The organism is Avibacterium avium, from assembly GCF_900454535.1.
Classification (GTDB): Bacteria; Pseudomonadota; Gammaproteobacteria; order Enterobacterales; family Pasteurellaceae; genus Avibacterium; species Avibacterium avium.
In genome coordinates this window covers 1,494,721-1,521,402 of record NZ_UGSP01000001.1, presented here as the reverse complement: position 1 = coordinate 1,521,402, position 26,682 = coordinate 1,494,721, and the positions used below count along the sequence as shown (strand labels likewise).

Annotated in this window: 24 protein-coding genes and 1 pseudogene; 16 read left to right on the top strand and 9 right to left on the bottom strand. The window is 41.1% G+C overall.

The features are described from left to right. Positions 1–105: 105 nt before the first annotated feature. The 6 genes from DYC50_RS07515 (at position 106) to DYC50_RS07490 (ending at position 7,275) form a co-directional block, all read left to right on the top strand. Positions 106–2,568 carry a glycogen/starch/alpha-glucan phosphorylase gene (locus tag DYC50_RS07515; RefSeq protein ID WP_115249653.1) on the top strand — a complete coding sequence of 821 codons (2,463 nt, stop codon included), beginning with the start codon at positions 106–108 and terminating at the stop codon, positions 2,566–2,568. A gap of 149 nt (positions 2,569–2,717) precedes the next feature. Then, entirely contained in the window at positions 2,718–3,791 is a 1,074-nt protein-coding gene (gene dinB, locus DYC50_RS07510; protein WP_245934871.1) for a DNA polymerase IV, read from the top strand. 99 nt (positions 3,792–3,890) lie between these two features. After that, complete coding sequence (htpX, locus tag DYC50_RS07505) at positions 3,891–4,757, top strand: protease HtpX (RefSeq protein ID WP_115249651.1); 867 nt, start codon at positions 3,891–3,893, stop codon at positions 4,755–4,757. Positions 4,758–4,962: 205 nt separating this feature from the next. Continuing rightward, positions 4,963–5,499 (top strand): elongation factor P hydroxylase, encoded by a 537-nt coding sequence (locus DYC50_RS07500; protein ID WP_115249650.1) that lies wholly within the window; start codon positions 4,963–4,965, stop codon positions 5,497–5,499. 91 nt (positions 5,500–5,590) lie between these two features. Beyond that, a complete protein-coding gene (locus DYC50_RS07495) occupies positions 5,591–6,508 on the top strand; it encodes an ABC transporter ATP-binding protein (protein WP_115249649.1) in 918 nt (305 codons plus the stop codon). Continuing rightward, on the top strand, positions 6,508–7,275 hold the full coding sequence (locus DYC50_RS07490) for an ABC transporter permease (protein WP_172459075.1): 768 nt from the start codon (positions 6,508–6,510) through the stop codon (positions 7,273–7,275). Before DYC50_RS07495 ends, DYC50_RS07490 begins: the two co-directional genes overlap by 1 nt. A gap of 49 nt (positions 7,276–7,324) precedes the next feature. Here the strand turns inward: DYC50_RS07490 and DYC50_RS07485 are convergent, their stop codons facing one another. Beyond that, a complete protein-coding gene (locus DYC50_RS07485; protein WP_115249647.1) occupies positions 7,325–7,576 on the bottom strand; it encodes a BrnT family toxin in 252 nt (83 codons plus the stop codon). Positions 7,577–7,743: 167 nt separating this feature from the next. Here DYC50_RS07485 and mukF point away from each other — a divergent pair, with 167 nt between their 5' ends. The 5 genes and pseudogenes from mukF (at position 7,744) to sbcB (ending at position 16,745) form a co-directional block, all read left to right on the top strand. Continuing rightward, positions 7,744–9,069 (top strand): chromosome partition protein MukF, encoded by a 1,326-nt coding sequence (gene mukF / locus DYC50_RS07480; protein WP_103852844.1) that lies wholly within the window; start codon positions 7,744–7,746, stop codon positions 9,067–9,069. Between the two features lie 18 nt (positions 9,070–9,087). After that, entirely contained in the window at positions 9,088–9,804 is a 717-nt protein-coding gene (mukE, locus tag DYC50_RS07475) for a chromosome partition protein MukE (RefSeq protein ID WP_115249646.1), read from the top strand. A 137-nt stretch (positions 9,805–9,941) separates the two neighbouring features. Next, a pseudogene (gene mukB, locus DYC50_RS07470) lies at positions 9,942–14,351 on the top strand (chromosome partition protein MukB); the annotation flags it as partial. Between the two features lie 95 nt (positions 14,352–14,446). Further along, positions 14,447–15,319, top strand: coding sequence for an EamA/RhaT family transporter (locus tag DYC50_RS07465; RefSeq protein ID WP_115249644.1), 873 nt, complete (start codon positions 14,447–14,449; stop codon positions 15,317–15,319). A 4-nt stretch (positions 15,320–15,323) separates the two neighbouring features. Then, positions 15,324–16,745 (top strand): exodeoxyribonuclease I, encoded by a 1,422-nt coding sequence (gene sbcB, locus DYC50_RS07460; protein ID WP_115249643.1) that lies wholly within the window; start codon positions 15,324–15,326, stop codon positions 16,743–16,745. Between the two features lie 908 nt (positions 16,746–17,653). Here sbcB and DYC50_RS07455 read toward each other — a convergent pair. The 6 genes from DYC50_RS07455 to DYC50_RS07430 all read right to left on the bottom strand — a co-directional run bounded on the left by DYC50_RS07455 (position 17,654) and on the right by DYC50_RS07430 (position 21,126). After that, positions 17,654–18,115: a ClpXP protease specificity-enhancing factor gene (locus tag DYC50_RS07455; protein ID WP_103852837.1), complete on the bottom strand. Its 462-nt coding sequence runs from the start codon at positions 18,113–18,115 to the stop codon at positions 17,654–17,656. A gap of 12 nt (positions 18,116–18,127) precedes the next feature. Next, positions 18,128–18,766: a stringent starvation protein SspA gene (sspA, locus tag DYC50_RS07450; protein WP_115249642.1), complete on the bottom strand. Its 639-nt coding sequence runs from the start codon at positions 18,764–18,766 to the stop codon at positions 18,128–18,130. Between the two features lie 222 nt (positions 18,767–18,988). Beyond that, positions 18,989–19,381 carry a 30S ribosomal protein S9 gene (gene rpsI, locus DYC50_RS07445; RefSeq protein ID WP_017806615.1) on the bottom strand — a complete coding sequence of 131 codons (393 nt, stop codon included), beginning with the start codon at positions 19,379–19,381 and terminating at the stop codon, positions 18,989–18,991. Positions 19,382–19,397: 16 nt separating this feature from the next. Continuing rightward, positions 19,398–19,826: a 50S ribosomal protein L13 gene (gene rplM / locus DYC50_RS07440; protein ID WP_017806616.1), complete on the bottom strand. Its 429-nt coding sequence runs from the start codon at positions 19,824–19,826 to the stop codon at positions 19,398–19,400. A gap of 252 nt (positions 19,827–20,078) precedes the next feature. After that, complete coding sequence (gene truC / locus DYC50_RS07435) at positions 20,079–20,807, bottom strand: tRNA pseudouridine(65) synthase TruC (protein WP_115249641.1); 729 nt, start codon at positions 20,805–20,807, stop codon at positions 20,079–20,081. Continuing rightward, positions 20,794–21,126 (bottom strand): YqcC family protein, encoded by a 333-nt coding sequence (locus tag DYC50_RS07430; RefSeq protein ID WP_115249640.1) that lies wholly within the window; start codon positions 21,124–21,126, stop codon positions 20,794–20,796. The genes truC and DYC50_RS07430 overlap by 14 nt, the downstream gene beginning before the upstream one ends. A 140-nt stretch (positions 21,127–21,266) precedes the next feature. Between DYC50_RS07430 and DYC50_RS07425 the strand changes: the two genes are divergently transcribed. From DYC50_RS07425 to ttcA, 5 genes are all read left to right on the top strand, one after another. Beyond that, positions 21,267–22,043: a Zn-ribbon-containing protein gene (locus tag DYC50_RS07425; RefSeq protein ID WP_115249639.1), complete on the top strand. Its 777-nt coding sequence runs from the start codon at positions 21,267–21,269 to the stop codon at positions 22,041–22,043. 8 nt (positions 22,044–22,051) lie between these two features. After that, positions 22,052–22,891, top strand: coding sequence for an NADPH-dependent 7-cyano-7-deazaguanine reductase QueF (gene queF, locus DYC50_RS07420; protein ID WP_115249638.1), 840 nt, complete (start codon positions 22,052–22,054; stop codon positions 22,889–22,891). A 9-nt stretch (positions 22,892–22,900) separates the two neighbouring features. After that, the gene (gene ppnN / locus DYC50_RS07415) at positions 22,901–24,265 is read left to right on the top strand and encodes a nucleotide 5'-monophosphate nucleosidase PpnN (protein ID WP_115249637.1); all 1,365 of its coding nucleotides are present in this window, start codon (positions 22,901–22,903) and stop codon (positions 24,263–24,265) included. A gap of 29 nt (positions 24,266–24,294) precedes the next feature. After that, positions 24,295–24,612, top strand: a complete 318-nt coding sequence (locus DYC50_RS07410) for a BrnA antitoxin family protein (RefSeq protein WP_115249636.1) — start codon at positions 24,295–24,297, stop codon at positions 24,610–24,612. A gap of 137 nt (positions 24,613–24,749) precedes the next feature. Continuing rightward, entirely contained in the window at positions 24,750–25,700 is a 951-nt protein-coding gene (gene ttcA, locus DYC50_RS07405; protein WP_103855873.1) for a tRNA 2-thiocytidine(32) synthetase TtcA, read from the top strand. 99 nt (positions 25,701–25,799) lie between these two features. Here ttcA and DYC50_RS07400 read toward each other — a convergent pair whose 3' ends face one another. Both DYC50_RS07400 and DYC50_RS07395 read right to left on the bottom strand, forming a co-directional pair. Continuing rightward, positions 25,800–26,306 (bottom strand): C40 family peptidase, encoded by a 507-nt coding sequence (locus DYC50_RS07400; protein ID WP_115249635.1) that lies wholly within the window; start codon positions 26,304–26,306, stop codon positions 25,800–25,802. A gap of 75 nt (positions 26,307–26,381) precedes the next feature. Continuing rightward, positions 26,382–26,678, bottom strand: coding sequence for an integration host factor subunit alpha (locus DYC50_RS07395; RefSeq protein ID WP_103855875.1), 297 nt, complete (start codon positions 26,676–26,678; stop codon positions 26,382–26,384). Positions 26,679–26,682 lie beyond the last annotated feature (4 nt).

Genomic DNA, 26,682 nt, shown 5'->3' with positions numbered 1-26,682 from the left:
TGCGGTGGAAAAATCTGCGATTTTAGGCTAATTTTTGTTGTATTTTTATGCAAAAGGCGTAAAAATACGCCGATTTTAAATTGAAATAGATTAGGAGAGCCATCTATGACAATGGATAATACCGATTTTCCATTTTCTTATAACCAACCTGAGCAAACCACAGAATCGCTGAAAAAGGCGATTGTGTATAAATTGATTTTCTTAATTGGACGTTCCCCACAAGAAGCAAGCCAGCGTGATTGGCTAAATGCCACCCTTTATGCGATGCGTGATCTGGTTACCGAAGGCTGGATTTCCACCGCGAAAGAAGCCCGCAGTGAAGATACCCGTCGCGTTTATTATTTATCAATGGAATATTTAATGGGACGCACCCTGTCCAACGCATTAATCGCAGAGGGCGTTTACACGCTCGCTAAAGACGCATTGGCAGAGCTTGACGTGGACTTAGAAGAAATCATCGAAAAAGAGGTCGATCCTGGTTTAGGAAATGGGGGCTTGGGGCGTTTAGCTGCCTGCTTTATGGATTCCATCGCCACCCTTGCGATTCCCGCGATGGGCTATGGTATCCGCTACGAATATGGAATGTTCCAACAAGCCATTGAAGAGGGCAAACAAGTAGAAAAACCTGATGCGTGGCTAGAAAAAGGCGCACCTTGGGAATTTATGCGGCCGTCTAAACGCTTTAATATCCAATTTGGCGGACACATTTATTTTGAAGGCAAAAAATGCGTTTGGGATTCAAGCGAAGAAATCACCGCACTTGCTTATGATCAAATGATCCCTGGCTATGACAATGACAGTGCGGCAACTTTACGTTTATGGAGTGCCCACGCGGGGGATTCTTTCAATTTGGCAGAATTTAACCGTGGGGATTATTTCCGTGCGGTGGAACAACGTGCCGCCAGCGAAAACGTTTCTCGCGTGTTATACCCTGATGATTCCACTTGGGCTGGACGTGAATTACGCTTACGTCAAGAGTATTTCTTAGTCTCGGCCTCGCTGCAAGATATTATCAAACGCCACAAGCGTACGCACGGTAGCGTGAAAAACTTAGCTGATAAAGTGGCAATCCACCTAAATGATACTCACCCCGCATTGGCTATTCCTGAATTAATGTATATTTTAGTGGATAAAGAAGGTTATGATTGGAAAACCGCGTGGGATATGTGCCGCCGCATTTTCTCTTACACTTGCCACACATTAATGTCGGAAGCATTAGAAACTTGGCCAGTGGAAATGATGGCGAAAATCTTACCGCGCCATTTACAAATTATCTTTGAAATCAATGATTATTTCTTAGAATATGTCCGCACTTATGTAACCACAGACGATGATTTCATTCGCCGCGTGTCTTTAATTGAAGAAGGCGATGTACGCAAAGTGCGTATGGGCTGGTTATCTGTTGTGGGATCGCACAAAGTCAATGGGGTTGCGGCAATCCATTCAGATTTAATGGTTACTTCAACCTTTGCGGATTTTGCTCATATTTACCCAGAACGCTTCACTAACGTTACCAATGGTATTACACCACGCCGTTGGATTGCAGTGGCAAACCCAGATTTATCTGCATTATTTGATCGTTATATTGGCACGGAATGGCGCCGTGATCTGAGCCTATTAAATGAGTTCAAAGCACATATTGAGGATCCAGAAGTGCAAAAAGCTATTCCTGCAATTAAACGTGCTAACAAAGTTCGCTTAGCGGATTATGTGAAAAAAGAATTGGGTATTGAACTCAATCCAGATGCTTTATTTGACGTACAGGTAAAACGTATTCACGAATACAAACGTCAAATTCTCAATGTATTACACATCATCGCACGCTATAACGAAATGCTCGAACACCCTGAAAAAGATTGGACGCCACGCGTGTTTATTCTGGCAGGGAAAGCGGCTTCAGCCTATTACGCAGCGAAACAAACCATTAACTTAATTAACGATGTGGCCAAAGTCATCAATAACGATGAGCGTTTACAAGGCCGCTTAAAAGTGGTGTTTATCCCGAATTACAGCGTCAGCCTTGCGCAAATTATCATTCCAGCGGCCGATATTTCTGAACAAATTTCCCTTGCAGGAACAGAAGCGTCAGGCACAAGTAATATGAAATTTGCCCTCAATGGTGCATTAACCTTGGGAACATTGGACGGTGCAAACGTAGAAATCTTAGAAAACGTGGGTGAAGACAACATTTTCATCTTTGGTCACACCGTAGAACAGGTGGAAGAGTTACGTCGTAACGGCTACCGTCCATACGATATTTACCAAAGCAATGAACAATTACGCCGTGTGATTGACCAAATCACGTCAGGATTATTCTCGCCGAATGATCCGCATCGTTATCAAGATTTGCTTAACGGCTTGTGTTATCACGATTATTATCAATCCTTTGCGGATTTCCAAAGCTATGTGGAAGCTCAAAAACGGGTTGATGAAAAATACCGTGATCAAAAAGCGTGGACGAACAGTGCATTGCTCAATATTGTCAATATGAGTTTCTTCTCATCAGACAGAACCATTGAAGAATATGCGAAAAAAATCTGGAAAATTCATCCACTTAAATTAAGCTAAATCTTTCATTAAAAACAGTTAGGGCGAAAAATTCGCCCTAATTTTTTACCGCACTTTTGTTATTTTCGATTTGCCTTAAAAACAGGTAAAATATTGCCAATTTTGCACCGCACTTTATCCATTATTTTTTTCTAGAAATGTACGCCACAATGTCAAAAACAAGAAAAATCATTCATATTGATATGGATTGCTTTTATGCTTCTATTGAGCTGCGAGATAAACCGCATCTCAAAGGCAAACCTGTGGCGGTGGGCGGTTCATCTGAGCAACGTGGCGTGTTAAGCACTTGCAATTATGAAGCTAGAAAATTTGGTTTGCATAGTGCAATGCCAACGGCACAAGCCCTGAAACGTTGCCCAAATTTGATTTTATTACCAGTGAATATGCCGTTGTATAAACAGGTATCACAACAAATTCAGCAAATATTTCATCGTTATACCCATTTGGTTGAACCCTTATCTTTAGATGAAGCCTATTTAGATGTAACGGATTGTCAGCAATGTTCCGGCTCAGCCACTTGGATCGCACAAGAAATCCGCCAAACCATTTTTGCTGAAACTCAGCTTACTGCGTCTGCTGGCGTAGCACCGCTAAAATTTCTGGCCAAAATCGCATCTGATAAAAATAAACCGAATGGGCAATTTGTGATCGAGCCAGATGATGTGGACGAGTTCGTTCGCAACCTGCCGCTCAGTGCAATTCCCGGTGTGGGCAAAGTAACCACCCAGCGTTTATTGGAAATGGGCTTAAAAACCTGTGCCGATGTACAACAATTTGAGCAGCACTTATTGCTCAATCAACTCGGCAAGAGCGGACAGCGTATTTGGAATTTTAGCCACGCCATTGATGAAAGGGAAGTACAGCCCGAGCGGTTGCGTAAATCCGTAGGGGTGGAAACCACTTTATTGAAAAATATTACCGCACTTGAACAAGGTGAGGCCGTGCTAAATCAGCTTTATGAGCAATTAGTGCGCCGTGTTCAGCGTGCTTGCCCTGATTTGCCTTTGCAAAAATTACGCAAAATTGGTGTGAAGTTAAAATTCGATGATTTCCAAATCACCACCTTAGAAAAAAGTGCGGTGGATTTTTCGCAAGAAAATTTCCGTGCCTTATTGGCGCAAATTTGGCTGCGCCGTCAAGATAAGTCCATTCGATTAATCGGTTTACAGGTTAATTTACCCGAGCAACAAGAAGAAAAACAGATGAGTTTATGGGAAAACTGATCTGTTAAATCTTGAAATTACAAAATTTATAATTATATTGGTTATTCCTTTAATCATTTATTGGATAATCAACTACATACTCACAGCGAGGAACTTTTTATGATGCGAATTTTACTTTTTTTAGCCACCAATATGGCGGTGCTAATTGTCTTTAATATTATTTTGAGCCTAACAGGAATCCGCGCTCAAGATGCTAGCGGGCTACTTATTATGGCGGCACTGTTCGGTTTCAGTGGCTCGTTGATTTCCTTATTTTTATCCAAAACAATGGCGTTAAAATCGGTCAATGGACAAGTGATCGAACAGCCGCGTACAGAGCAAGAGCGTTGGTTATTAAACACCGTGGCTACGCAAGCGCGCGAAGCTAATATTCCAATGCCGACCGTGGCGATTTATCATTCTGCGGACGTTAATGCCTTTGCCACTGGTGCAAGTAAAAGCAATTCTCTGGTTGCCGTGAGTACAGGATTGCTCAACGCAATGACCAAAGACGAAGCGGAAGCAGTGCTAGCGCACGAAATCAGCCATATTCAAAATGGGGATATGGTTACAATGACGTTGCTTCAAGGCGTGTTAAATACTTTCGTGATTTTTATTTCTCGTCTTATCGCTAACGTGGTGGCGAGCAATCGCAACGACAACGGCGAAAGCAGCAGCGGAATTTATTTCTTAGTTTCAATGGTGCTAGAAGTGGTGTTCGGTTTCTTAGCAAGTATGATCGCAATGTGGTTCTCACGTTATCGTGAATATCGTGCAGACGAAGGTTCAGCCCATTTAGTCGGCAAACAAAAAATGATCGCCGCATTACGCCGCTTACAACAACTTCACGAACCACAACAAATGGAAGGGCAATTTGCGGCTTTCGGTATTAACGGCAGAACAGGCGGCTTGGCCTCTTTATTTTTAAGCCACCCACCGTTGGAAAAGCGTATTGAAGCGTTGCAACAAAGCGATAGCTTGAAATAAATGCTTTTTCGGGCAGACACATAGGTCTGTCCCTACTAAAATTTATTTAGTTACAATAAGTTATCATTATATACGAGTGTAGGGGCGGGCCGATGTGTTCGCCCTTTAAAATAATTAATGTAGCTAAACCGCCATAAATGTTAAAATAGGGCGTTTTCAAATTTTCAGGCACAGACTTTGTGCCTTATTATTTTTTGGAGTTGTGATGGAACATCGTTTAGAAGATATTATTGCCATTTTTAATCAATGCTTTGAGCAAGAATATAATACCAAATTGGTTAAAGGGGGCGATGAACCGCTTTATGTGCCTGCGAATGAAGATTGCCCTTACAATGCCATTTATTTTGCACGAGGCTTTTACAGCAGCGCCTTGCACGAGATTTCGCACTGGCTGATTGCAGGCAAAGAGCGGCGTAAATTAGAAGATTTTGGTTATTGGTACGAACCTGACGGACGTTCTGAACAACGTCAGCGTGAGTTTGAACAAGTGGAAGTAAAGCCACAAGCGTTAGAATGGATTTTAGCCACCGCGGCAGGATTTCGCTATATTGCGAGCAGTGATAATCTCAATGGCAACCCTGGTGATACTCAGCCTTTCAAGTACGCTGTTTATGAACAAGTGAAACGCTATGCCGCGAAAGGGTTACCAAAACGCGCAGAAATCTTACGCCAAGCCCTTGCTAAATTTTACGGCACGCCAGATTGCATTAATTTGAATTTATTTGACGTGAGTAAAATTTAAGTCAAAAATCAGCGAAATTTGCACCGCACTTTGTTTCCTTATGATTTAAAAAGTGCGGTGTAAAATTTTAATAAATTTAACGGAACATTAAATGTTAGCATTAGAAATCAAAGGATTAACCAAAGAATATAAAAATGGGGTCAAAGCCTTACACGGCATTGATCTGAGTGTTGAAGCAGGGGATTTTTATGCATTGCTTGGGCATAATGGCGCAGGAAAATCCACCACCATTGGGATTATTTGTTCTTTGGTGAATAAAACATCAGGCGATGTGAAAGTATTTGGCGCGGATTTGGATAGCAATCCAAGCCAGTTAAAACAGAATATCGGTTTAGTGCCGCAAGAGTTTAACTTTAACCAATTTGAGCGCGTGATTGATATTCTCACCAATCAAGCGGGTTATTATGGTATTCCACGCAAAGAAGCCTTGCACCGTGCGGAAGTGTGGCTGAAAAAGCTGGATTTATGGGATAAACGCCATCAGCAATCACGCCAACTTTCAGGGGGAATGAAGCGCCGTTTAATGATTGCGCGTGCCTTAATGCATCACCCTAAATTGCTGATTCTTGATGAGCCTACGGCAGGCGTGGATATTGAACTGCGCCGCACAATGTGGGAGTTTTTGCGTGAGCTAAATCAGCAAGGCACAACGATTATTCTTACCACACACTATTTGGAAGAAGCAGAAATGCTCTGTCGTCATATTGGAATTATTCAGCACGGGTGTTTAGTGGTAAATATGTCAATGAAAGCCTTATTGGCAAAACTGGAAACAGAAACCTTTATTTTTGATTTAGCACCACAAGCGGTTAAGCCTGAAATAATGGGTTACAACGTCACTTGGCTAGATAACAATACGCTTGAAGTGGAAGTAAAAAGAGAGCAGGGCTTAAATCATCTATTTTCACAACTGACGCAACAAGGCGTGCAAGTGTTGAGTATGCGTAATAAAGCCAACCGTTTAGAAGAATTATTTGTTTCAATGGCATTGAATAAAGGAGTGCAATAATGAGTTTAGCTTGGGTTGCCTTTCAAACTATTTTTGTGAAAGAAGTACGCCGTTTTACCCGAATTTGGGTGCAGACCCTTGTGCCGCCAGTGATCACAATGACCTTATATTTTGTGATTTTTGGCCAGCTGATTGGCAATCGTATTGGCGAAATGCACGGCTTTAGCTATATGCAATTTATCGTGCCGGGGCTGATTATGATGTCTGCTTTAACTCATTCTTTCGCCAATGTAGCGTCATCTTTTTACAGCACAAAATTTGCTCGTAACGTAGAAGAACTGCTAATTTCGCCGACTTCACCGCACATTATTATTCTAGGCTATATGGTTGGCGGAATGGCGCGCGGATTGAGCGTTGGCATTCTCGTTACCTTGGTTTCGTTATTTTTCGTGCCATTACAGATTTATTCTTGGACGGTAATTCTTGCCACCTTATTACTCACCACCGCCAGTTTTGCGCTCGGGGGCTTGATCAATGCGGTTTTCGCACGCTCTTTTGACGACATTAGCATTATCCCCACTTTTGTTTTAACGCCTTTAACTTATCTCGGCGGCGTATTTTATTCCATTTCCTTACTGCCACCTTTCTGGCAAGTAGTGTCAAAATTTAACCCCATTGTTTATATGATCAGCGGCTTCCGCTACGGTTTTCTCGGCATTCAAGATGTCAGCCTTGTTTACACCTTCAGCGTTTTAGGCATTTTTATCACCGCACTTTACGGCATCGCCTATTATCTGATTAGCCGTGGGGTTGGGTTAAGAAGTTAAGAAGAAAAGTGCGGTAAGATTTGATCTGTTTTTATAAAAAATGCGGTATTTAATACCGCACTTTTGCTTTACGGAAGCTAATAACTCGAATTCCTGTTTTTGTTGGTGTAAATACGAGAATGTGTAATCGCGCTGTTGTCCCCACATAACCAGCGGCTAAAAAACGCGGTTCAGGATAATCTTTTCTATCATCAGCGATAATCATTGCGCTATCCCAATGAAAATAGCGTGCCATTTCAAAAGAGAGTTGACGTTCTTCAATATTGCGCTGATTTTTCTTTTGATCAAATTCAATTTCCATTTTGAATGTTAAATCAAATAACCGTTTCTTTATTGTAAATACATTTTGCTAAATAACAAGTTTTTGTAAACATTTTTGGTAAAAAAACGATCTACAAGATCCGTAAAAATTCCTGTATAATCAACTACAATTTTTGTCTAATTTTTATTTGCTTGTGAGAATACACAATGCTTGAAACATCACAAACAATCCCTGAATTGGTTTCTTGGGCGAGGGAGCGGGAGTTTTCGCTGAATTTGCCTACCGATCGTTTGGCGTTTTTATTGGCGATTGCCATTTATAACAATGAGCGCTTAGACGGTGAAATGCTGGAAACGGATTTAGTGGATATTTTCCGCCATACGGCATCAGCCTTTGAGCAATCTCCCGATAATATTGCCACCCGCGCCAATAATGCGATTAATGAATTAGTGAAACAGCGCTTTCTCAATCGTTTTAGTAGTGAGTTTACCGAAGGCTTGGCGATTTATCGTTTAACGCCGTTGGGTGTTGGCGTATCCGATTATTATATTCGTCAGCGTGAATTTTCTGCCTTACGCCTTTCTGTTCAGCTTTCAATTGTGGCAGATGAAATTCAACGCGCTTCTGAAGCAGCGGAAGAAGGGGGCGATGAGCATCATTGGCGGCGTAATGTGTTTGCGCCATTAAAATATTCTGTGGCGGAGATTTTCGATAGCATTGATTTTTCCCAACGTGTGATGGACGAAAATCAGCAAAGCATTAAAGATGAAATCGCCGAGCTATTAACTAAAGATTGGCAAGCCGCTATTTCAAGCTGTGAGCGTTTGTTAGATGAAACCTCAAGCAATCTGCGTGAATTGCAAGATACGCTCAATTCTGCGGGGGATAAACTGCAAGCGCAATTATTGCGTATTCAAGATTGTGTGATCGGTCAGGAAAATCTTTATTTTATCGATCAGCTTATCATTGATTTGCAAGCAAAATTAGACCGCATTATCAGCTGGGGGCAACAGTCTATTGACTTATGGATTGGCTATGACCGCCACGTGCATAAATTTATCCGTACCGCCATTGATATGGACAAAAATCGTGTCTTTTCTCAGCGTTTACGTCAGTCTATTCAACAATATTTTGAAAATCCTTGGTATTTATGGACAGCGCAGGCTGAGCGTTTAGTAGATTTGCGTGATGAAGAACTGGTACTGCGTGAAGAAGATGCGCTCGGGGAACTGCCAGAAGAATTACAATACGAAAGTTTGGCTGATTTACACGATCAAATTGTAGAACATATGCAAAGCCTCTTAATTGCCTACCGTGAACATAACCGTCCGATTGATTTGAGTTTAGTGCTGAAAGAGCAGTTGGAAAATTACCCAGTTTCGCGCCATTTTGATGTAGCACGAATTATTGTCGATCAAGCAATGCGCTTAGGTATGGCAAGTGGTGATTTAACTGGCGCTTATCCGCAATGGCAAAAAATTAACGAGCAGGGCGCTGAAGTACAAGCCAATATCATTGATGAATATAACTAATTTTTAGAGAACCAAACTATGACAGAGCAGCTACAAGAGATACTTTCCGTAAAACAAGCGCAGGCCATTGCAAATCCCCTTTTTCCTACGGTGGATAGCCAATTACGCGCGGGGCGACACATTAGTTTAGAGCAATTGGATAATCACGCCTTTTTGATGGATTTCCAAAACGAGCTAGATCAATTTTATCGCCGTTACAATGTGGAATTAATTCGTGCGCCAGAAGGCTTTTTCTATTTGCGTCCTAAAGCTACCACGCTGATTGCACGTTCAGTGCTTTCTGAATTAGAAATGTTGGTTGGTAAAGTGCTGTGCTATTTGTATTTAAGTCCAGAGCGCCTTGCTCAACAAGGCATTTTTAGCACGCAAGAAGTGTATGATGAATTGCTCAATTTGGCCGATGAAAGCAAGCTGTTAAAAGTGGTGAATCAGCGTTCTTCAGGTTCAGATTTAGATAAACAAAAACTGGCAGAAAAAGTCCGCGCTGCGTTAAATCGCTTACGCCGTTTAGGAATGATTTCAACCGTTGGCGATCAGCATAGTGGAAAATTTGTGATTTCAGAAGCGGTATTCCGTTTTGGTGCAGAAGTGCGTGCTGGTGATGATCCAATGGAAGCGCAATTACGCTTGATCCGTGATGGGGAAGCCGCAACACCACAATCCTTACAAGATGAGAAAAGTGCGGTGCAAAATGGCGAAGAAATTGAAGAATTTGATGAAGAAGGGGAAGAATAATGACCAAAGAATTTGAATTAGAAAGCGATAATTTAACCCTTGAAAGCGAAGAAATGGAAAATCATCAAACTGAAGAATTAGATATTATGGAAACCGTATCGGTGCAATCGCAAGATACGGCCGCACCTGTTGGGCAAAATGTAGAACGTGGGAAATTTCGTTCGCTCACACTGATTAACTGGAACGGTTTTTTTGCCCGCACTTTTGATTTAGATGAATTAGTCACCACCTTATCAGGGGGAAATGGCGCAGGGAAATCCACCACAATGGCTGGCTTTGTTACCGCTTTAATTCCTGATTTAACCCTATTGCATTTCCGTAACACCACAGAAGCAGGGGCGACCACAGGTTCACGAGATAAAGGTTTGCACGGTAAACTCAAACCGGGTGTTTGTTATGCCGTGTTAGATGCGGTGAATTCTCGTCATCAACGTGTTTTAGTGGGCGCACGTCTGCAACAAGTGGCAGGGCGCGATAAAAAAGTGGATATAAAAACCTTTTCTATTCAAGGCCTCCCCTTATCTTTAGCGCCAATTAGCGTCCTAACCGAAGTGGTCAGCGAGCGTCAAGCCCGTGTGCTGACCTTAAACGAATTAAAAGAGAAAATCGAAACACTTGGTGCGCAATTTAAGCAATATCACTCAATCACCGATTATCACGGAATGATGTTTGATTTAGGCATTATTCCTAAGCGTCTGCGTTCGTCTTCTGATCGTAGTAAGTTCTATAAATTAATCGAAGCCTCACTTTACGGTGGGATTTCCAGCGCTATTACCCGATCTTTGCGTGATTATTTATTGCCAGAAAACTTAGGGGTGCGTAAGGCTTTCCAAGATATGGAAAGTGCTTTGCGCGAAAACCGTATGACCCTTGAGGCGATTAAGGTAACGCAATCAGATCGTGATTTATTCAAGCATTTAATTACTGAAACCACCAATTATGTGGCGTCAGATTATATGCGTAATGCGAACGAACGCCGTGGCAATGTGGAAAATGCTTTAGCGCACCGTAAAGAATGGTATTTAGCCAAATCGGAACGCGATTTATCGCAACATCGTTTGGTGGATTTTAGCCGTGAATTGGCGGAGCTAAACGAAAGCGAACAAACTCTTGAAGTGGATCATCAAAGTGCCGTTGATCATCTGAATTTAGTGCTGAATGCCTTGCGTCATCAAGAAAAAATCTCACGTTATCAAGATGATGTAGAAAGTTTACGGGAAAAGTTAGAAGAGCAAAAATTTGCCGTAGAAGAAGCCTCTGAACAGCACGAAGAAAGCCAAGCGCAGTTAGAACAGTATGAGCAAGAAGTGGATCAACTGCGTGGTCAATTAGCCGATTATCAACAAGCCCTTGATGCGCAACAAACTCGTGCGTTGCAATATCAACAAGCTATTCAAGCGCTTGAAAAAGCCAAAACCCTTTGTGGATTGGCTGATCTTTCCACCAAAAATGTAGAAGATTATCACGCTGAATTTGCCGCGCAAGCCGAAGATCTCACCAATAAAGTGCTGGATTTAGAGCAAAAAATGTCGATTTCCGAAATGGCGAAATCGCAGTTTGATAAAGCCTATCAGCTCGTTTGCCAAATTGCTGGGGAAATGCCGCGTTCAGCCGCGTGGGAAAGTGCAAAAGCCTTGTTGCGTGAATATCCAAGCCAAAAAGTGCAAGCGCAACAAACGCCACAACTTCGCGCCAAATTACACGAATTAGAACAGCGTTATCAGCAACAACAAAGTGCGGTGCGTTTATTGAAAGAATTTAATCAGCGTGCAGAATTAGAACTCGAAACCGCCGATGAAATTGAAGAATATTACGCCGAGCAAGAAAGCCTTGTTGATGAGCTAAATGAAGAATTGGCAGAGCAGGTGGAACAGCGCTCAACCTTACGTCAAAAACGTGAACAGTTGAACGCGCGTTACAATGAAAATGCCAATAAAGCGCCAGCGTGGCTCACTGCCCAGTCTGCACTTGAACGCTTGCAAGAACAAAGCCATAGCCAGTTTAGCGACAGCCAAGATGTGATGAATTTTATGCAATCACTGTTGGTAAAAGAACGTGAATTAACCATTAAACGCGATCAGTTAGAGCAAAAACGTCAGCAACTTGATGAGCAAATTTCCCGTTTAAGTCAGCCAGATGGTTCTGAAGATCCGCGTCTAAATGTGTTAGCAGAACGCTTTGGGGGCGTGTTGCTTTCTGAACTTTATGATGACGTGCCGATTGAAGATGCGCCTTATTTCTCTGCGCTATATGGCCCAGCTCGTCACGCGATTGTGGTGCGCGATTTAGAGGCGGTGAAAGCACAATTAGCCCAGCTTGAAGATTGCCCTGATGATTTATACCTTATCGAAGGGGATCCAAGTTCTTTTGATGACAGCGTATTGTCAGCCCAAGAGCTTGAGCTAGGGGTCGTGGTTCAGGTGTCGAACCGTGAATTACGTTATTCAAAATTCCCTGAAACTCCATTATTTGGCCGTGCAGCGCGGGAAAAACATTTAGAAGCCTTGCAAATTGAACGTGATGAGGTGTCGGAACAATATGCAGAATGTGCCTTTGATGTGCAAAAATGCCAACGTTTACACGAACATTTCAGCCAATTTGTTGGTTTACACTTGGCCCTTGCATTCCAGCCAAATCCTGAAGAGTTAATGGCAGAAATTCGCCGTGAACAAGGGGAAATTGAGCGTGAATTAGGGCAGTTTAGCACCACCGAGCAACAAATTCGTCTTAAATTAGACAGTGCTAAGGAAAAATTACAGTTATTAAATAAACTAATTCCGCAGCTTGCTGTAATTGATGATGAAAGTTTATTAGATCGTATTGAAGAATGTCGCGAACAGCTTGATTTAGCCGAGCAAGATGAACATTTTATCCGTCAATATGGCGTGACATTGTCACAGCTTGAACCGATTGCCAACACTCTACAAAGCGATCCTGAAAATTACGAACGCTTAAAAGCGGAATACGAACAAGCGGTTAATCAGCAAAAACAAGTACAGTTGCGTGTGTTTGCCTTGGCGGACGTAGCGCAGCGTAAAGCGCATTTTGATTATAAAGAAAGCGTGCAATCGGCAACCTCCGAGTTAAATGAACAGCTGCGTAACCGTTTAGAGCAAGTGCAACAACAGCGCGAACAACAACGCGAGCAAGTGCGCCAAAAACAAGTGCGTTTTGCCCAATATAATCAAGTTTATATTGAACTGCGTAGTTCTTATGAAGAAAAAAATAAAGTGCTAAACGAGCTACTTGAAGAAATCAGCCAGCTTGGTGTACGTGCAGATGACGGGGCAGAGCAACGCGCTCAAACACGCCGTGATGAATTATCACAGCAACTTGCCACCGTGCGTAATCGCCGCCGTTATTTAGAAAAACAATTAACCTTAATTGAAAGCGAAAGTGAAAATCTTAACCGCCGAATTCGTAAAGCTGAACGTGATTACAAAACACAGCGCGAATTGGTGGTCGCGATGAAAGCCAGCTGGTGTGTGGTGTTGCGTTTATCGCGCAATAGTGATGTGGAAAAACGCTTAAATCGCCGCGAACTTGCTTATCTTTCTGCCGATGAATTGCGTTCAATGTCAGATAAAGCCCTTGGTGCGTTGCGTACTGCCGTGGCTGACAATGAATACCTGCGCGATGCTCTGCGTTCATCAGAAGATAATCGTAAACCAGAAAACAAAGTGCGGTTCTTTATTGCGGTTTATCAACATTTGCGTGAGCGTATCCGTCAAGACATCATCAAAACGGACGATCCAATTGATGCGATTGAACAAATGGAAATCGAATTATCTCGCCTTACTGCAGAATTAACCAATCGCGAGAAAAAATTGGCGATTAGCTCAGAAAGTGTGGCGAACATTATGCGTAAGACTATTCAGCGTGAGCAAAATCGTATTCGTATGCTTAACCAAGGGCTACAAAATATTGCCTTTGGTCAGGTGAAGTCGGTGCGTTTAGTGGTGAATATTCGTGATACTCACGCAATGTTGCTGGACGCGCTTTCCGATCGCCAAGATGATTATCAAGATTTATTCTCTGATAATCGCATTACCTTCTCCGAAGCCATTGCGAAATTGTATCAGCGCTTAAATCCGCATATTGATATGGGGCAGCGTACGGCACAAACCATTGGTGAAGAATTGTTGGATTACCGCAATTACCTTGATTTGGAAGTGGAAGTCTATCGTGGCGCAGACGGCTGGTTGCGTGCGGAAAGTGGCGCATTATCCACAGGTGAAGCCATTGGTACTGGTATGTCAATCTTGTTAATGGTGGTGCAAAGCTGGGAAGAAGAAAGCCGCCGTATTCGTGGTAAAGACATTGTGCCTTGTCGCTTATTATTCCTTGATGAAGCCGCGCGTTTAGATGCGAAATCCATTTCAACCTTGTTTGAACTTTGTTCTCGCTTGGATATGCAATTATTAATTGCCGCGCCTGAAAATATTAGCCCAGAGAAAGGGACAACCTATAAACTGGTGCGTAAGATTTTTGGTAACCAAGAAATGGTTCAAGTTTCCGCCTTACGCGGTTTTGGCGCAACGGAATAGAATAGGCAATAAACAAAAGTGCGGTGCAAAAATACAAAATTTTTCACCGCACTTTACTCGTTATCTTTTCACTTTAAATCTCGCAAGGAAATAAAATGCACTATTTATTTCTCGCCATTGCTTGCAGCGTTGCGGTATCTGTGCTGCTAAAAGTCGCACGCCGATTCAACGTGGTGATCGAGCAAGCAATCGCCTTCAATTATCTTATCGCACTTTTACTCAGCTATTTTTTATTACAGCCGAACTTTCAAGGGCAGGGCTTTACCGATTTTATCGTACAAAATGAAAATAGCGCGATTTTCCTGAGTTTAGGCTTATTGCTGCCTAGCGTGTTTATCATTATGTCAAAAGCTGTTGAATTTGCAGGCATAGTGCGTTCTGATGCAGCGCAGCGTTTATCGTTATTTTTGCCTATTTTGGCAGCGTTTGTATTATTTGGCGAACAGCTCAGCCAATCGCGTATTATCAGCTTAATCTTGGCGTTTTCAGCGTTATTTTGTTTAATCAATAAACCGCGCGAGCAAGAGCTTTCGGTTAAAGGCGGATTGAGTTTGCTTGCTGTGTGGTTTGGTTATGGCGTGATTGATATTTTATTCAAGCAGACCGCCAAAATGGGCAGCGCCTTTCCAACCACCTTGTTTATTGCCTTTGCCTTAGCAATGTGCGTGATGTTTATGTATTTATTGATTAAACGAACCCAGTGGAATGGGGCGAGTTTGTTAGCTGGCATTGTACTCGGTGGGCTAAATTTTATGAATATTCTATTTTATATTCGCGCTCATCAAAGTTTTAGCCAAAATCCAACCCTTGTTTTTGCGGGAATGAATATTGGCGTAATTTGTCTTGGCACGCTTGTCGGTGCAATAGTATTCAAAGAAAAAATAAGCAAAATCAATGGGGTAGGCGTGGTGTTTGGTATTTCTGCCATTCTCAGCCTATTTTATTTAGAACCTTTTTTGACAAGGTAAGATAATGCAAGATAATTTCAGTTTTTTTGTTTACGATTACGAAAGTTTTGGGGTAAATCCTGCAACCGATCGCCCTACACAATTTGCAGGGATTCGCACGGATAAGGATTTTAATATTATTGGCGAGCCTGTGATGTTCTATTGCAAGCAAACCAATGATTATTTGCCCTCGCCAACGGCAGTGATGGTAACAGGCATCACACCACAGCAATGCAATGAGCAAGGCTTGCCTGAACCTGAATTTGCTGCGCGAATTTTGCAAGAATTCTCTCAACCAAACACTTGTGTTATGGGCTTTAATAATATCCGTTATGATGATGAAATGACCCGTTATACCTTTTATCGGAATTTTATCGATCCTTACGAATATAGCTGGAAAAATGGCAATTCTCGTTGGGATTTACTGGATTTAGTGCGTGCCTGTTATGCTTTGCGACCTGATGGCATAAACTGGGTTTATGATGATGACGGAATGCCATCTTTCCGCTTAGAAAATTTAACCAAAGCCAATGGAATAGAGCATAGCAATGCCCACGATGCAATGGCTGATGTGTATGCAACCATTGAAATGGCGAAATTAATCAAGGAAAAACAGCCAAGATTATTCCAGTTTTTCTTTGAGCATCGCGATAAAAAATCCCTTGAAGCAATGATTAACACCGCAGAAATGACTCCATTAGTACACGTTTCAGGAATGTTGGGGAATTATCGCGGTAACACCACTTGGATTGCCCCTTTAGCCTGGCACCCAACCAATAAAAATGCCGTCATTGTGTGTGATTTAGATAGCAATATTGATGATCTACTCAATAAAAGTGCGGAAAAATTACGCCAAAATTTATATACCAAAAAAGCGGAATTGGAAGAACAAGGCATTTTGCCTGTTCCATTAAAATTAGTGCATATCAACAAATGTCCAATTTTAGCTCCAGCCAAAACCTTGCTACCAGAAAATGCACAACGCTTAGGCATTGACCGCCAGCGTTGCTTAGCAAACCTTGCTAAATTGCGTGCAGATCTCAACATTCGTGAAAAAGTATTACAAATTTTCACTGATGAACGCGTCTTTGAACCAAGCGATAATGTAGAAACTGAATTATATAGTGGATTTTTCAGTCCAAATGACAAGAATAATATGGCCATTTTACGCGATTTATCCCCTGAAAAGTTGGCCGAGCATAATTTAACTTTCCAAGATAAACGTATTGATGCGTTGTTATTTCATTATCGCGCGCGTCATTTCTACAAGACATTAACCCGAGCAGAGCAGTTACGTTGGGATAAATACAGCCGTAGAAAGCTGGAACAAAGTGCGGTGCAATTTGAACAAGAATTACAAGCCTTGGTGGAAGAATACCAAAATAATCCTGAAAAATTAGCCTTATTGCAGCAGGTTTATGAATATGGGGTGAAATTATTGGGTTAGACTTGTGATGCTGTAACAATCTGATTGAATTTTGCTAAATTGCGTAAAATAAAAAATCGAGCAATCTAACTGCTCGATTTTTTTATTTTTCGCGTAGCGCAATCATTTAGCATTAATAAAGTAAGGCTAAAAATCGGAAAATCATTAAATAGATTAACTAGGCTTATTCCAGTCATTGTTCTTAAGTTCTTAAAAATAGCAGGCAAGTAAAATCATCAGGAAAATTATAGATGTTATTCCATTGATTTTTACTTCAATTAGGCAAGGCTAGGTTTTTATCTAGCTTTATTTTGACTGCCATATTTATCTACATCATTCTTTAATTTTTCTTTACATTTCATCATTGACAGTGCGTAACTCATAAAACCTAAGCGTTACAGCGTGGTCAAAAACCTTAATTTTACCTTGTTTAACTAGTAAAAATGATCTGTGTATAAGTCTGTGATTTTATTGATCCGTAGTTTTTGCTAACCTGATAACTGATTTCGCATAATGTATATTATGTTAAATAAGATAAATATAAAAGTAACTTTTGCACCGCTCTTTTTTGTCATATCCTACAGCATATCTTTATGGCGTTTTTTAGTGTTGCATCTTGGAATCTGTTCTTCGGTTATTCTTTATATGAAATATCTTTTCAGTAGATTTATGATGATGAGATCATTTAAATTGATTTTCGCAATGGATACAAAATAAATATTAGTGAGATTTAAGAAATCTTTAAGATTTGAGTCTTAAAAAAATAAGAAAAGCCTGGTCTGCCAATTTGTTACAACGTTACAAAAATAACTCGCGAAAATTGGTAAAAATGAGAAAAATAAGGATTTTATTTGAATAAAGGAATATAAAAAGCGCCTGCACTATTTGTTTAGCACAGGCGCTTAAAAGGAATTAAATGCTGCAAATAATTAATCAACAAAACGTAATTTTGGAGAAGACTTCTTACTCGATGGTTTTTCTGTTGTTTCAGGTTTATCTACGGCTTCAACAAAGCTTAACGGCTGTTCATCTTTAATTTCATCTTGTTGAATAGCAAGATCATCTTCGAACTCTTCTGGTTCAAACATAATGCCATCGCCGCTTTCTCTTGCATAAAGTGCAATTAACGCGCCCATAGGAATAAAGATTTCTTGCGGTACACCTTGGAAACGTGCATTAAATTGAACGAAATCATTGGTTAATTGCAAGTTTCCTGTTGCATTCATTGAAATATTCAGCACAATCTGCCCATCTTTCACATATTCAACAGGCACTTTCACGCCAGCATAAGTGGCATCAACAGCCAAGTACGGCGTGCAATCATTGTCTATCAACCAATCATAATAAGCTCTTAAAACATAAGGGCGTTTCGGTGAGAATTTACGTTCCATAACTACTCTCTTTTATTTATCATCCATTAGGTTCTTAGGTGCAGCCTCGCCTACGGATTGCTTGAAAGAATCTCTTTGGTACACGCGCTCCATATAGTTTTTTATGGCTTTGCTTCCTGCTCCGGTAAATTGAATGCCGAGCTTTTGCATACGCCATAATAACGGCGCAATATAGCAATCTACCAAGCTAAACTCTTCGCTCATAAAATAAGGAGTTTGGTTGAAAATTGGTGCAATGGCTAATAATTCTTCTTTTAATTGTTTGGCAGCCTGCTCTTTTTCAGCGTCATCACCTTGCTCAATTTGGTTTAATAAAGAATACCAATCCTGCTCAATTCTTAGCATTAATAAACGGCTTTTACCGCGCGATACAGGATAAACAGGCATTAATGGCGGGTGTGGAAAGCGCTCATCAAGGTATTCCATAATAATACGAGAATTAAATAGCACTAAATCACGATCTACCAAGGTTGGCAATGTGCCATAAGGGTTTAACTCCATTAAATCTTCTGAAACAGAACCTGGCTCAATTTCTTCCATTTCATAAGCAACTCCTTTTTCCGCTAAAACAATGCGAACTTGATGGCAATAAATATCGTCTTTATTGGAAAAAAGGGTCATTATTGAACGTTTATTTGCTGCACTACTCATTTTATTCCTCCGCTAACCTTTTACTTATCGATCATTTAAAATTAAAGGCGAATATTTTACCATAAATTATAGGGAAATAGCTAAGTAAATTTATCATATACCAGTCTATCTTATTGATTATAAATTGAATTTTTTTCTTGAAAAGAATTGATTTAAGAAATTTAGAAAAGAAAAATGGCAAGTAAAAACTTGCCATTTGAACTGTATTTGAATAAGAAACGATTAACGTTTTGAGTATTGTGGGCGACGACGTGCTTTGTGTAAACCCACTTTTTTACGTTCAACGCGACGAGCATCACGAGTAACAAAGCCCGCTGCACGTAATGCTGGACGTAATGTTTCATCATATTCAATTAATGCACGAGTGATACCGTGACGGATTGCACCCGCTTGACCAGAAATACCACCACCTTTAACTGTGATGTATAGGTCTAATTTATCAGTTAATTCAACCAACTCTAATGGTTGACGTACGATCATACGAGAAGTTTCGCGACCGAAATAAACGTCTAATTCGCGTTGGTTAATAGTGATTTTACCACTGCCCGGTTTGATAAATACACGAGCTGAAGAGCTTTTGCGGCGACCTGTGCCGTAGTTTTGATTCTCTGCCATTTTTCTCACCTCGTGATTAAATATCTAAAACTTGTGGTTGTTGTGCTGCGTGTTCGTGGTTAGGACCAGCGTACACTTTCAATTTACGATACATTGCACGGCCTAATGGGCCTTTTGGCAACATACCTTTAACCGCAATTTCAATCACAGCTTCTGGACGGCGAGCAATCATTTCTTTAAATGTCGCTTGTTTGATACCACCTACATAGCCAGTGTGCCAGTAGTAAATTTTATCGCTTTCTTTTTTACCTGTTACGGCAACTTTGTCCGCATTGATAACGATGATGTAATCACCTGTATCAACGTGTGGAGTATATTCAGCTTTATGTTTACCACGAAGGCGACGTGCTAATTCAGTCGCTAAACGACCTAAAGTTTTACCTGTCGCATCTACTACATACCAGTCGCGTTTAACCGTTTCTGGTTTTGCTACAAAAGTTTTCATTAATTAATTACCAATAAAATAATATTAATACCCAGTGTTCTAAAGAACACAACCATGAATCTCAATCTGCACCCCTTCGAGTGGATCTCGATAAAATAATGTGTGGTGGGAAAGCCAACACATTCACAGGGTTGGGCGATTATACAAGAGCTTTAACCAAAAAACAAACGAAAAAAACACCGCACTTTGACATTCCTAGAAAATTTCTCGTATTTTTACGCATTTGATGTTTCATCTTTTCTTTTTGCACGTTTACGCTACCCCATTCCAAGAAAACGCATCGAATAAGCATTGCCATTGTTCATCTAAAGGTGCGGTGATTTTTAACCGATTTTTTGTTATGGGATGGATAAACGCAAGTGTTTCTGCGTGTAACATTAGCCGTTGCACACCGGTATGTTCGGTTAAGGCACGGTTTTGATGTAAATCGCCATATTGTGTATCCCCTAAAATAGGGTGAAAAATATGCTTTAAGTGACGACGTAACTGATGTTTTCTGCCCGTATGTGGAATGAGCCTAACCAAAGAATAACGGCTGGTTTGATAACGCCCTACCCCATAAGGCATTTCCACTGTTTTTAAGCCTTCATAATCTGTGATCGCCTCTTGCGGTGCTTTATCTTGCTGAGCAAATTTATCGGCAATTTTATCTAGTTGAACTTTCAGCGGATAATCAATCCTACCCTGTTCTTTGAGATAGCCACGCACCACCGCCAAATAGCTTTTTTCCACCTGCTTTTGTTCAAATTGTTCGCACAGCAATTTGGCAATTTCCCCATTCAAAGCAAACAGCAACACGCCAGATGTCGGGCGATCTAAACGATGAATAGGAAAAACGTGCTGCCCGATTTGATCACGCAAAGTTTGCATCACAAATTGGGTTTCGTGGCGATCAAGCCAGCTACGATGCACCAACATTCCCGCTGGCTTATTCACCGCCACCAAATATTCATCTTGATAAAGAATATTAAGTGCGATCATTTTGAGCGTTGCAAATTTCTTCGATATCTTTCAACGGCTCAATTAAGCGTTGCACTTCCACAATATCCTTTTCTTTTAAGGCTTCTTCAATATAAGGCACAATCGCCATTTTGTGCGGTAACGGTTCGTTGCTTTCAATAATGGCATACATTCTCGGAATAAACACCCATTGCAACCATTCGTGCGCATTCATTGTGTCGATACAAAACGGTTCAACGCTGTCAAATGCTGCCGCTTCCGGTGCAACGGCTTGCCAAAGGGCTAATTCTTCCATTGCTTTTTGTAACTGTTGTAACTGATATTTTGTTTGTTCACGCATTGTGGATTCCTTAATTTGCTTTCTCATCTTATTCTGCCTAAAATGTGGCGTTCACCTTTAGTGCAGAAACAAAGGCGTTATGATACCACAAAGCCAAGTGCGAAAAAACGCAATCGCTTTCCTATAAATTAAGGCAGAGAATGTATTTAATTGAAGCTTTTTTTACCCTTACTGAACCCAACAATGCGGTTTACCCATTGATTAATCAAGTGATTGAACAATGGCGTTATAACGGGCAAATTCTTGGGCGAGAAATTCCCCTTTTTCACGCTGAATTAGAACACCAGCAAGGCATTGCCGTGCGTGTGGTTTGCCCCGAACAACAAAGCCTGCTGCCCGAATTTAATAATTCAGCGGTGCAAAATGCCTTAGATGTGGCACAAAGTGCGGGGATAAATTTTGATAGTTTTCAAGTGATTGCTGATGACCTAAATTCTGATCTCACTCATCAAGGCGAGCGTCCAAGCTGGCAAGTGCTTTACACCACCTATTTACAATCTTGCTCACCGTTGCACAGTGGCGATGATAACTTGCCTATTCCACTGTATAAATTTTTCAAAAATGCACCGCACTTGAGTTTAGATCTCATCAAATGGCAAGAAAATTGGCAGGCTTGCGATCAGTTACAAATGAACGGCACAGCCCTAGAAAGCAAAGCACTTAGTGAGATTTCTGATCTGCACAGCAATTTATCCAAACACGGTTATGCCTTATGCCAAGAAATTGAACAACACACCGGCATTCCAACTTACTATTATTTATACCGCATTGGTGGCGAAAGTTTGACCGCAGAACAACAACGCCGCTGCCCAAGCTGCCATAAAAATTGGGCATTAAAAACACCGCTCTTTGATCTGTTTGATTTTAAATGTGATCAGTGCCGATTGGTATCCAACCTTTCTTGGCACTGGCAATAAGGAAAAATATGGATTACAACCACGAAAGTTTACACGCCTTAAAATTAGGGCAAGAAACAAAATATGCACAACATTACGACCGCACTTTATTGCAAGCCGTGCCGCGTCAATTAAACCGCGCGCAGCTTGGGATTGTGGAAAATCAGCCTTTTACTTTTGGCGCAGATATTTGGACGGCTTATGAAATCTCTTGGCTTAATCCCAAAGGCGTGCCGCAAGTGGCGATTGCGGACGTAGAAATTGATTTCCGCAGTGAAAATTTAATTGAATCTAAAAGTTTTAAACTTTATCTCAACAGCTTTAATCAAAGCCATTTTGACAGTTTCGAGCAGGTGCAACAGATCTTGCTGCAAGATCTGGCTGATTGCGCCAAAGGGCAAGTCAAAGTGCGGTTAAATTCTTTGCAAAATTACCACCGCACTTTGATTGATTCTTTACAAGGAGATTGTATTGATGATCAGGATATTGAAATCCGAGATTATCAATTCAATCCCAATTATTTAGAACATTGCACGCACGCAGAACAGGTGGAAGAACATTTGGTGAGCCATTTGCTTAAATCAAATTGTTTAATCACCCAGCAGCCAGATTGGGGATCGTTACAAATTCATTATGTAGGCAAACGGATTGACCGCGAGAAATTATTGCGCTATTTAGTTTCTTTCCGTCAGCATAACGAATTTCACGAACAATGCGTTGAGCGAATTTATTGTGATCTAATGCGTTTTGCTCAGCCAGAAAAGCTCACCGTTTACGCCCGTTATACACGCCGCGGTGGGTTGGATATTAATCCGTTCCGCTCGAACTTTGAAACCGTGCCGCACAATGTGCGCTTAGCCAGACAATAGGAGGTCGCAATGGCAAATATTCATTATGTGAATCCCCGTGGGAGTATGGAACAGCTCTCGCATCTTGAAGTGGAATTGCTCACCAAGCAAGCCAAAAGCGAGCTATACCAGCTGTATCGCAACTGCTCGCTTGCGGTGCTGAATTCTGGGGCGGTAACGGACGATAGCCGTAAATTGCTCAGCCAGTATCCCGATTTTGACATTGAGCTAGTGGCAACAGAACGCGGCATTACGCTGAAATTATATAATCCCCCTGAAAGTGCGTTTGTGGATCAGCATATTATCCGCAATATTCAATATCACCTTTTTGCCGTCCTACGTGATATTGTGTTCGTGAATGTGCTAAGCCAACGGATTAATCCTTGCGATATTCAAGACAGCGTGCATATCACCAACCAAGTGTTTTCCATTTTGCGTAATGCCAAAGCCTTGATTGTGGGCGAATTGCCGAATTTGGTGGTGTGCTGGGGAGGTCATTCCATCAATCAAATTGAATACCAATATTGTCGCGCGGTGGGGTTAGAATTAGGTCATCGTGAATTAAATATCATCACAGGCTGCGGGCCAGGTGTGATGGAAGCACCGATGAAAGGCGCGGCAATTGGTCATTCCAACCAACGCTATAAAAACAGCCGTTTTATTGGCATCACCGAACCTTCAATCATTGCTTCTGAGCCACCTAACCCAATTGTTAATGAGCTGATCATTATGCCTGACATTGAAAAACGCCTTGAAGCCTTTGTGCGTATGGGACACGGCATTATTATCTTCCCTGGTGGCCCTGGAACATTTGAGGAATTACTGTATATCCTTGGAATTAAGCTCAACCCAGAAAATCAAGCGCAAGCTATCCCACTCATTTTAACTGGGCCAAAAGAAAGTGCGGATTATTTTGCCACGATTGATCGCTTTATTGGCGAAACCTTAGGGAAAGAAGCGCAATCCTTGTATAAAATCATCATTGATGATCCTGTGGCAGTGGCGCGCCATATGAAATCTTCAATAGAAGAAATTCGTCATTTACGCTATGAAAATAATGATTCTTATGGCTTTAATTGGTCGTTGAAAATTGATCCTGAATTCCAACAGCCATTTATCCCAACCCACGAAAATATGGCAAATTTAGATTTGCATATGAATCAAAGCAAAGTAAGCCTTGCCGCCAATCTTCGCCGTGTGTTCTCTGGCATTGTGGCAGGTAACATTAAGCCTGATACCCAAGATCGCATCGCTGAGCTAGGCAAATTCCAGCTCAAAGGGGATAAGGATTTAATGGAAAAAGTGGACAACGTGCTACAAGATTTCATCACCCAACACCGAATGAAACTGCCAGACGGCGAGGCTTATGAGCCTTGTTATGAGATTATTCGATAATTAAATAAATGCAAGGGAGATCAAAAAATATGAAAACAGAGAAAAACACACCACTGATTAATTCTGAAGGCGAAGTCCGGGAATTACAGCAAAGCGACTTTACACAAATGAAATCATTACAAGAAACAATGCCTGATGATTTTGTCAATATGGTGCTTGCACATCAAGCAGAAATGGAAAAGCAAGGACATATAAAACCGAAAGTAAGGGGTAAACAAAAAACGCCAACCAAACAAATTATCACTATTCGCTTATCACCTGAAGTGATTGAGGCCTTTAAAGCCACAGGGAAAGGTTGGCAATCGCGTATTAATGAAGTGCTTCTCCAGCATATTCATTCCGTATAATCAGCAATGGCCGCATAATAAAGTGCGGTCAAAGCTACCTAAAAAGACCTAATCCTGCACATTCCTATTGGAAAAAATCCCATTACCCCTTACTATACGCAAGTTTTTTAAATTGATATAACCGAATAATAAACCCAATGAGCGAAAATTTAACTTCTCAAAACGAAAAAACAAAGAAACAAATCTATAATTTCAATAAGTTACAAAAACGCCTACGCCGTAATGTGGGCGCGGCGATTGCTGATTTTAATATGATTGAAGATGGCGATAAGGTGATGGTGTGTTTATCTGGTGGTAAAGACAGCTACACGTTGCTGGATATTTTGCTTAATTTACGCCTTAACGCACCAATTCATTTTGATATTGTGGCGGTAAATTTAGATCAAAAACAACCGGGGTTTCCTGAACACGTCTTACCTGAATATTTAGAAAGCATTGGCGTGGATTACAAAATCGTGGAAGAAAATACTTACGGTATTGTGAAAGAAAAAATTCCTGAGGGCAAAACCACCTGTTCCCTTTGTTCTCGTTTAAGACGTGGGATTTTATACCGCACAGCCACAGAACTTGGCGCAACCAAAATCGCCCTTGGGCATCATCGTGATGATATGTTGGAAACCTTATTTCTCAATATGTTCTACGGCGGCAAGCTGAAATCAATGCCACCAAAACTGATCAGTGATGACGGCAAGCAAATTGTGATTCGTCCGTTGGCTTATTGCAAAGAAAAGGACATTGAAAAATATTCTATCGCCAAACAATTCCCGATCATTCCTTGTAATCTATGCGGTTCGCAACCTAACTTGCAACGCCAAGTAGTAAAAGAAATGTTACAAACTTGGGATCGCCAATATCCGGGGCGCATTGAAACAATGTTCAGCGCAATGCAGAATATTGTGCCTTCGCACCTATGCGATAAAAATTTGTTTAATTTCAAAGATATTCAACGCGGACAAAACCTAGACGGCGTGGAAGGGGATATTGCTTTTGATAAACAAGATCTGCCTACTACCCCATTATTCCAAGATGAAGATGAGCAAACAGATTTCAGCCAAAATGAAATGATTGCGTTCAAGGAAGTGAGTTAAACAAAGGCCGAATAAAAGAAGAGCAAAAATAAAGTGCGGTGAAAAAATCAAAAATTTTCCACCGCACTTTTTATTTCTGTATTTTCTATAAACTCGGTTTTACATTCTACGCGCTTGCCAATAAGTGCGTGTCCAGTAAGGGCTATTGAGTGAAGAATAAATCACGCCACCTTTGGTTGAGGCGTGTAGGAATTGACCGTCTTTCACATAAATCCCAACGTGGTAGCCATTTGGCCCGCGCCCTGTTTTAAAGAAAACTAAATCACCCGTTTGAATGTCTTCTTTTGCTACTTTCGTGCCATATTTCACTTGTTCTCTTGTGGTACGAGGCAAATTAATATTAAAGCGTTCGCGGAAAGTAGTCTGCACAAAGGCTGAACAATCAATACCACGGCGACTTTGTCCGCCTAAACGATAGGGAGTGCCAGCCCATTCACGTTGATGTTCTGACAGCATCGCAATAGTCATAATGGGATCGTTTAACTGGCTATGATAGCGGTTATGTTTAAACGATTTATATTGGACGGAAGAGCTTTCATTCGAGCTAGAACAAGCTACACTCAGCAATACGCCACCGCCAATTAGCAATGTTTTAAGTAAATTCATTGTAAACTCTAAAAATAAAAAAGAATAAAAAACTACCCGCACTTTTTTGCGCGGATAGTTTTAAGTGAGAAATGATTAAGCTTTTGGCTTAGATTTTTCTACACGAGAGCGTAATTTTTGACCGGGTTTGAATACTACCACTCGGCGCGCGGAAACAGGTACGCTTTCCCCTGTTTTAGGGTTACGTCCTGGGCGTGAAGCTTTATCGCGTAATTCAAAATTACCAAATCCAGATAATTTCACATCTTGCCCACTTTCCAATGCCACGCGAATTTCCTCAAAAAAACTTTCCACCAATAATTTGGCATCACGTTTATTTAGATTATGCTTTTCAATTAAGCTATCGGCTAATTCAACTTTGGTCAATGTCATAATA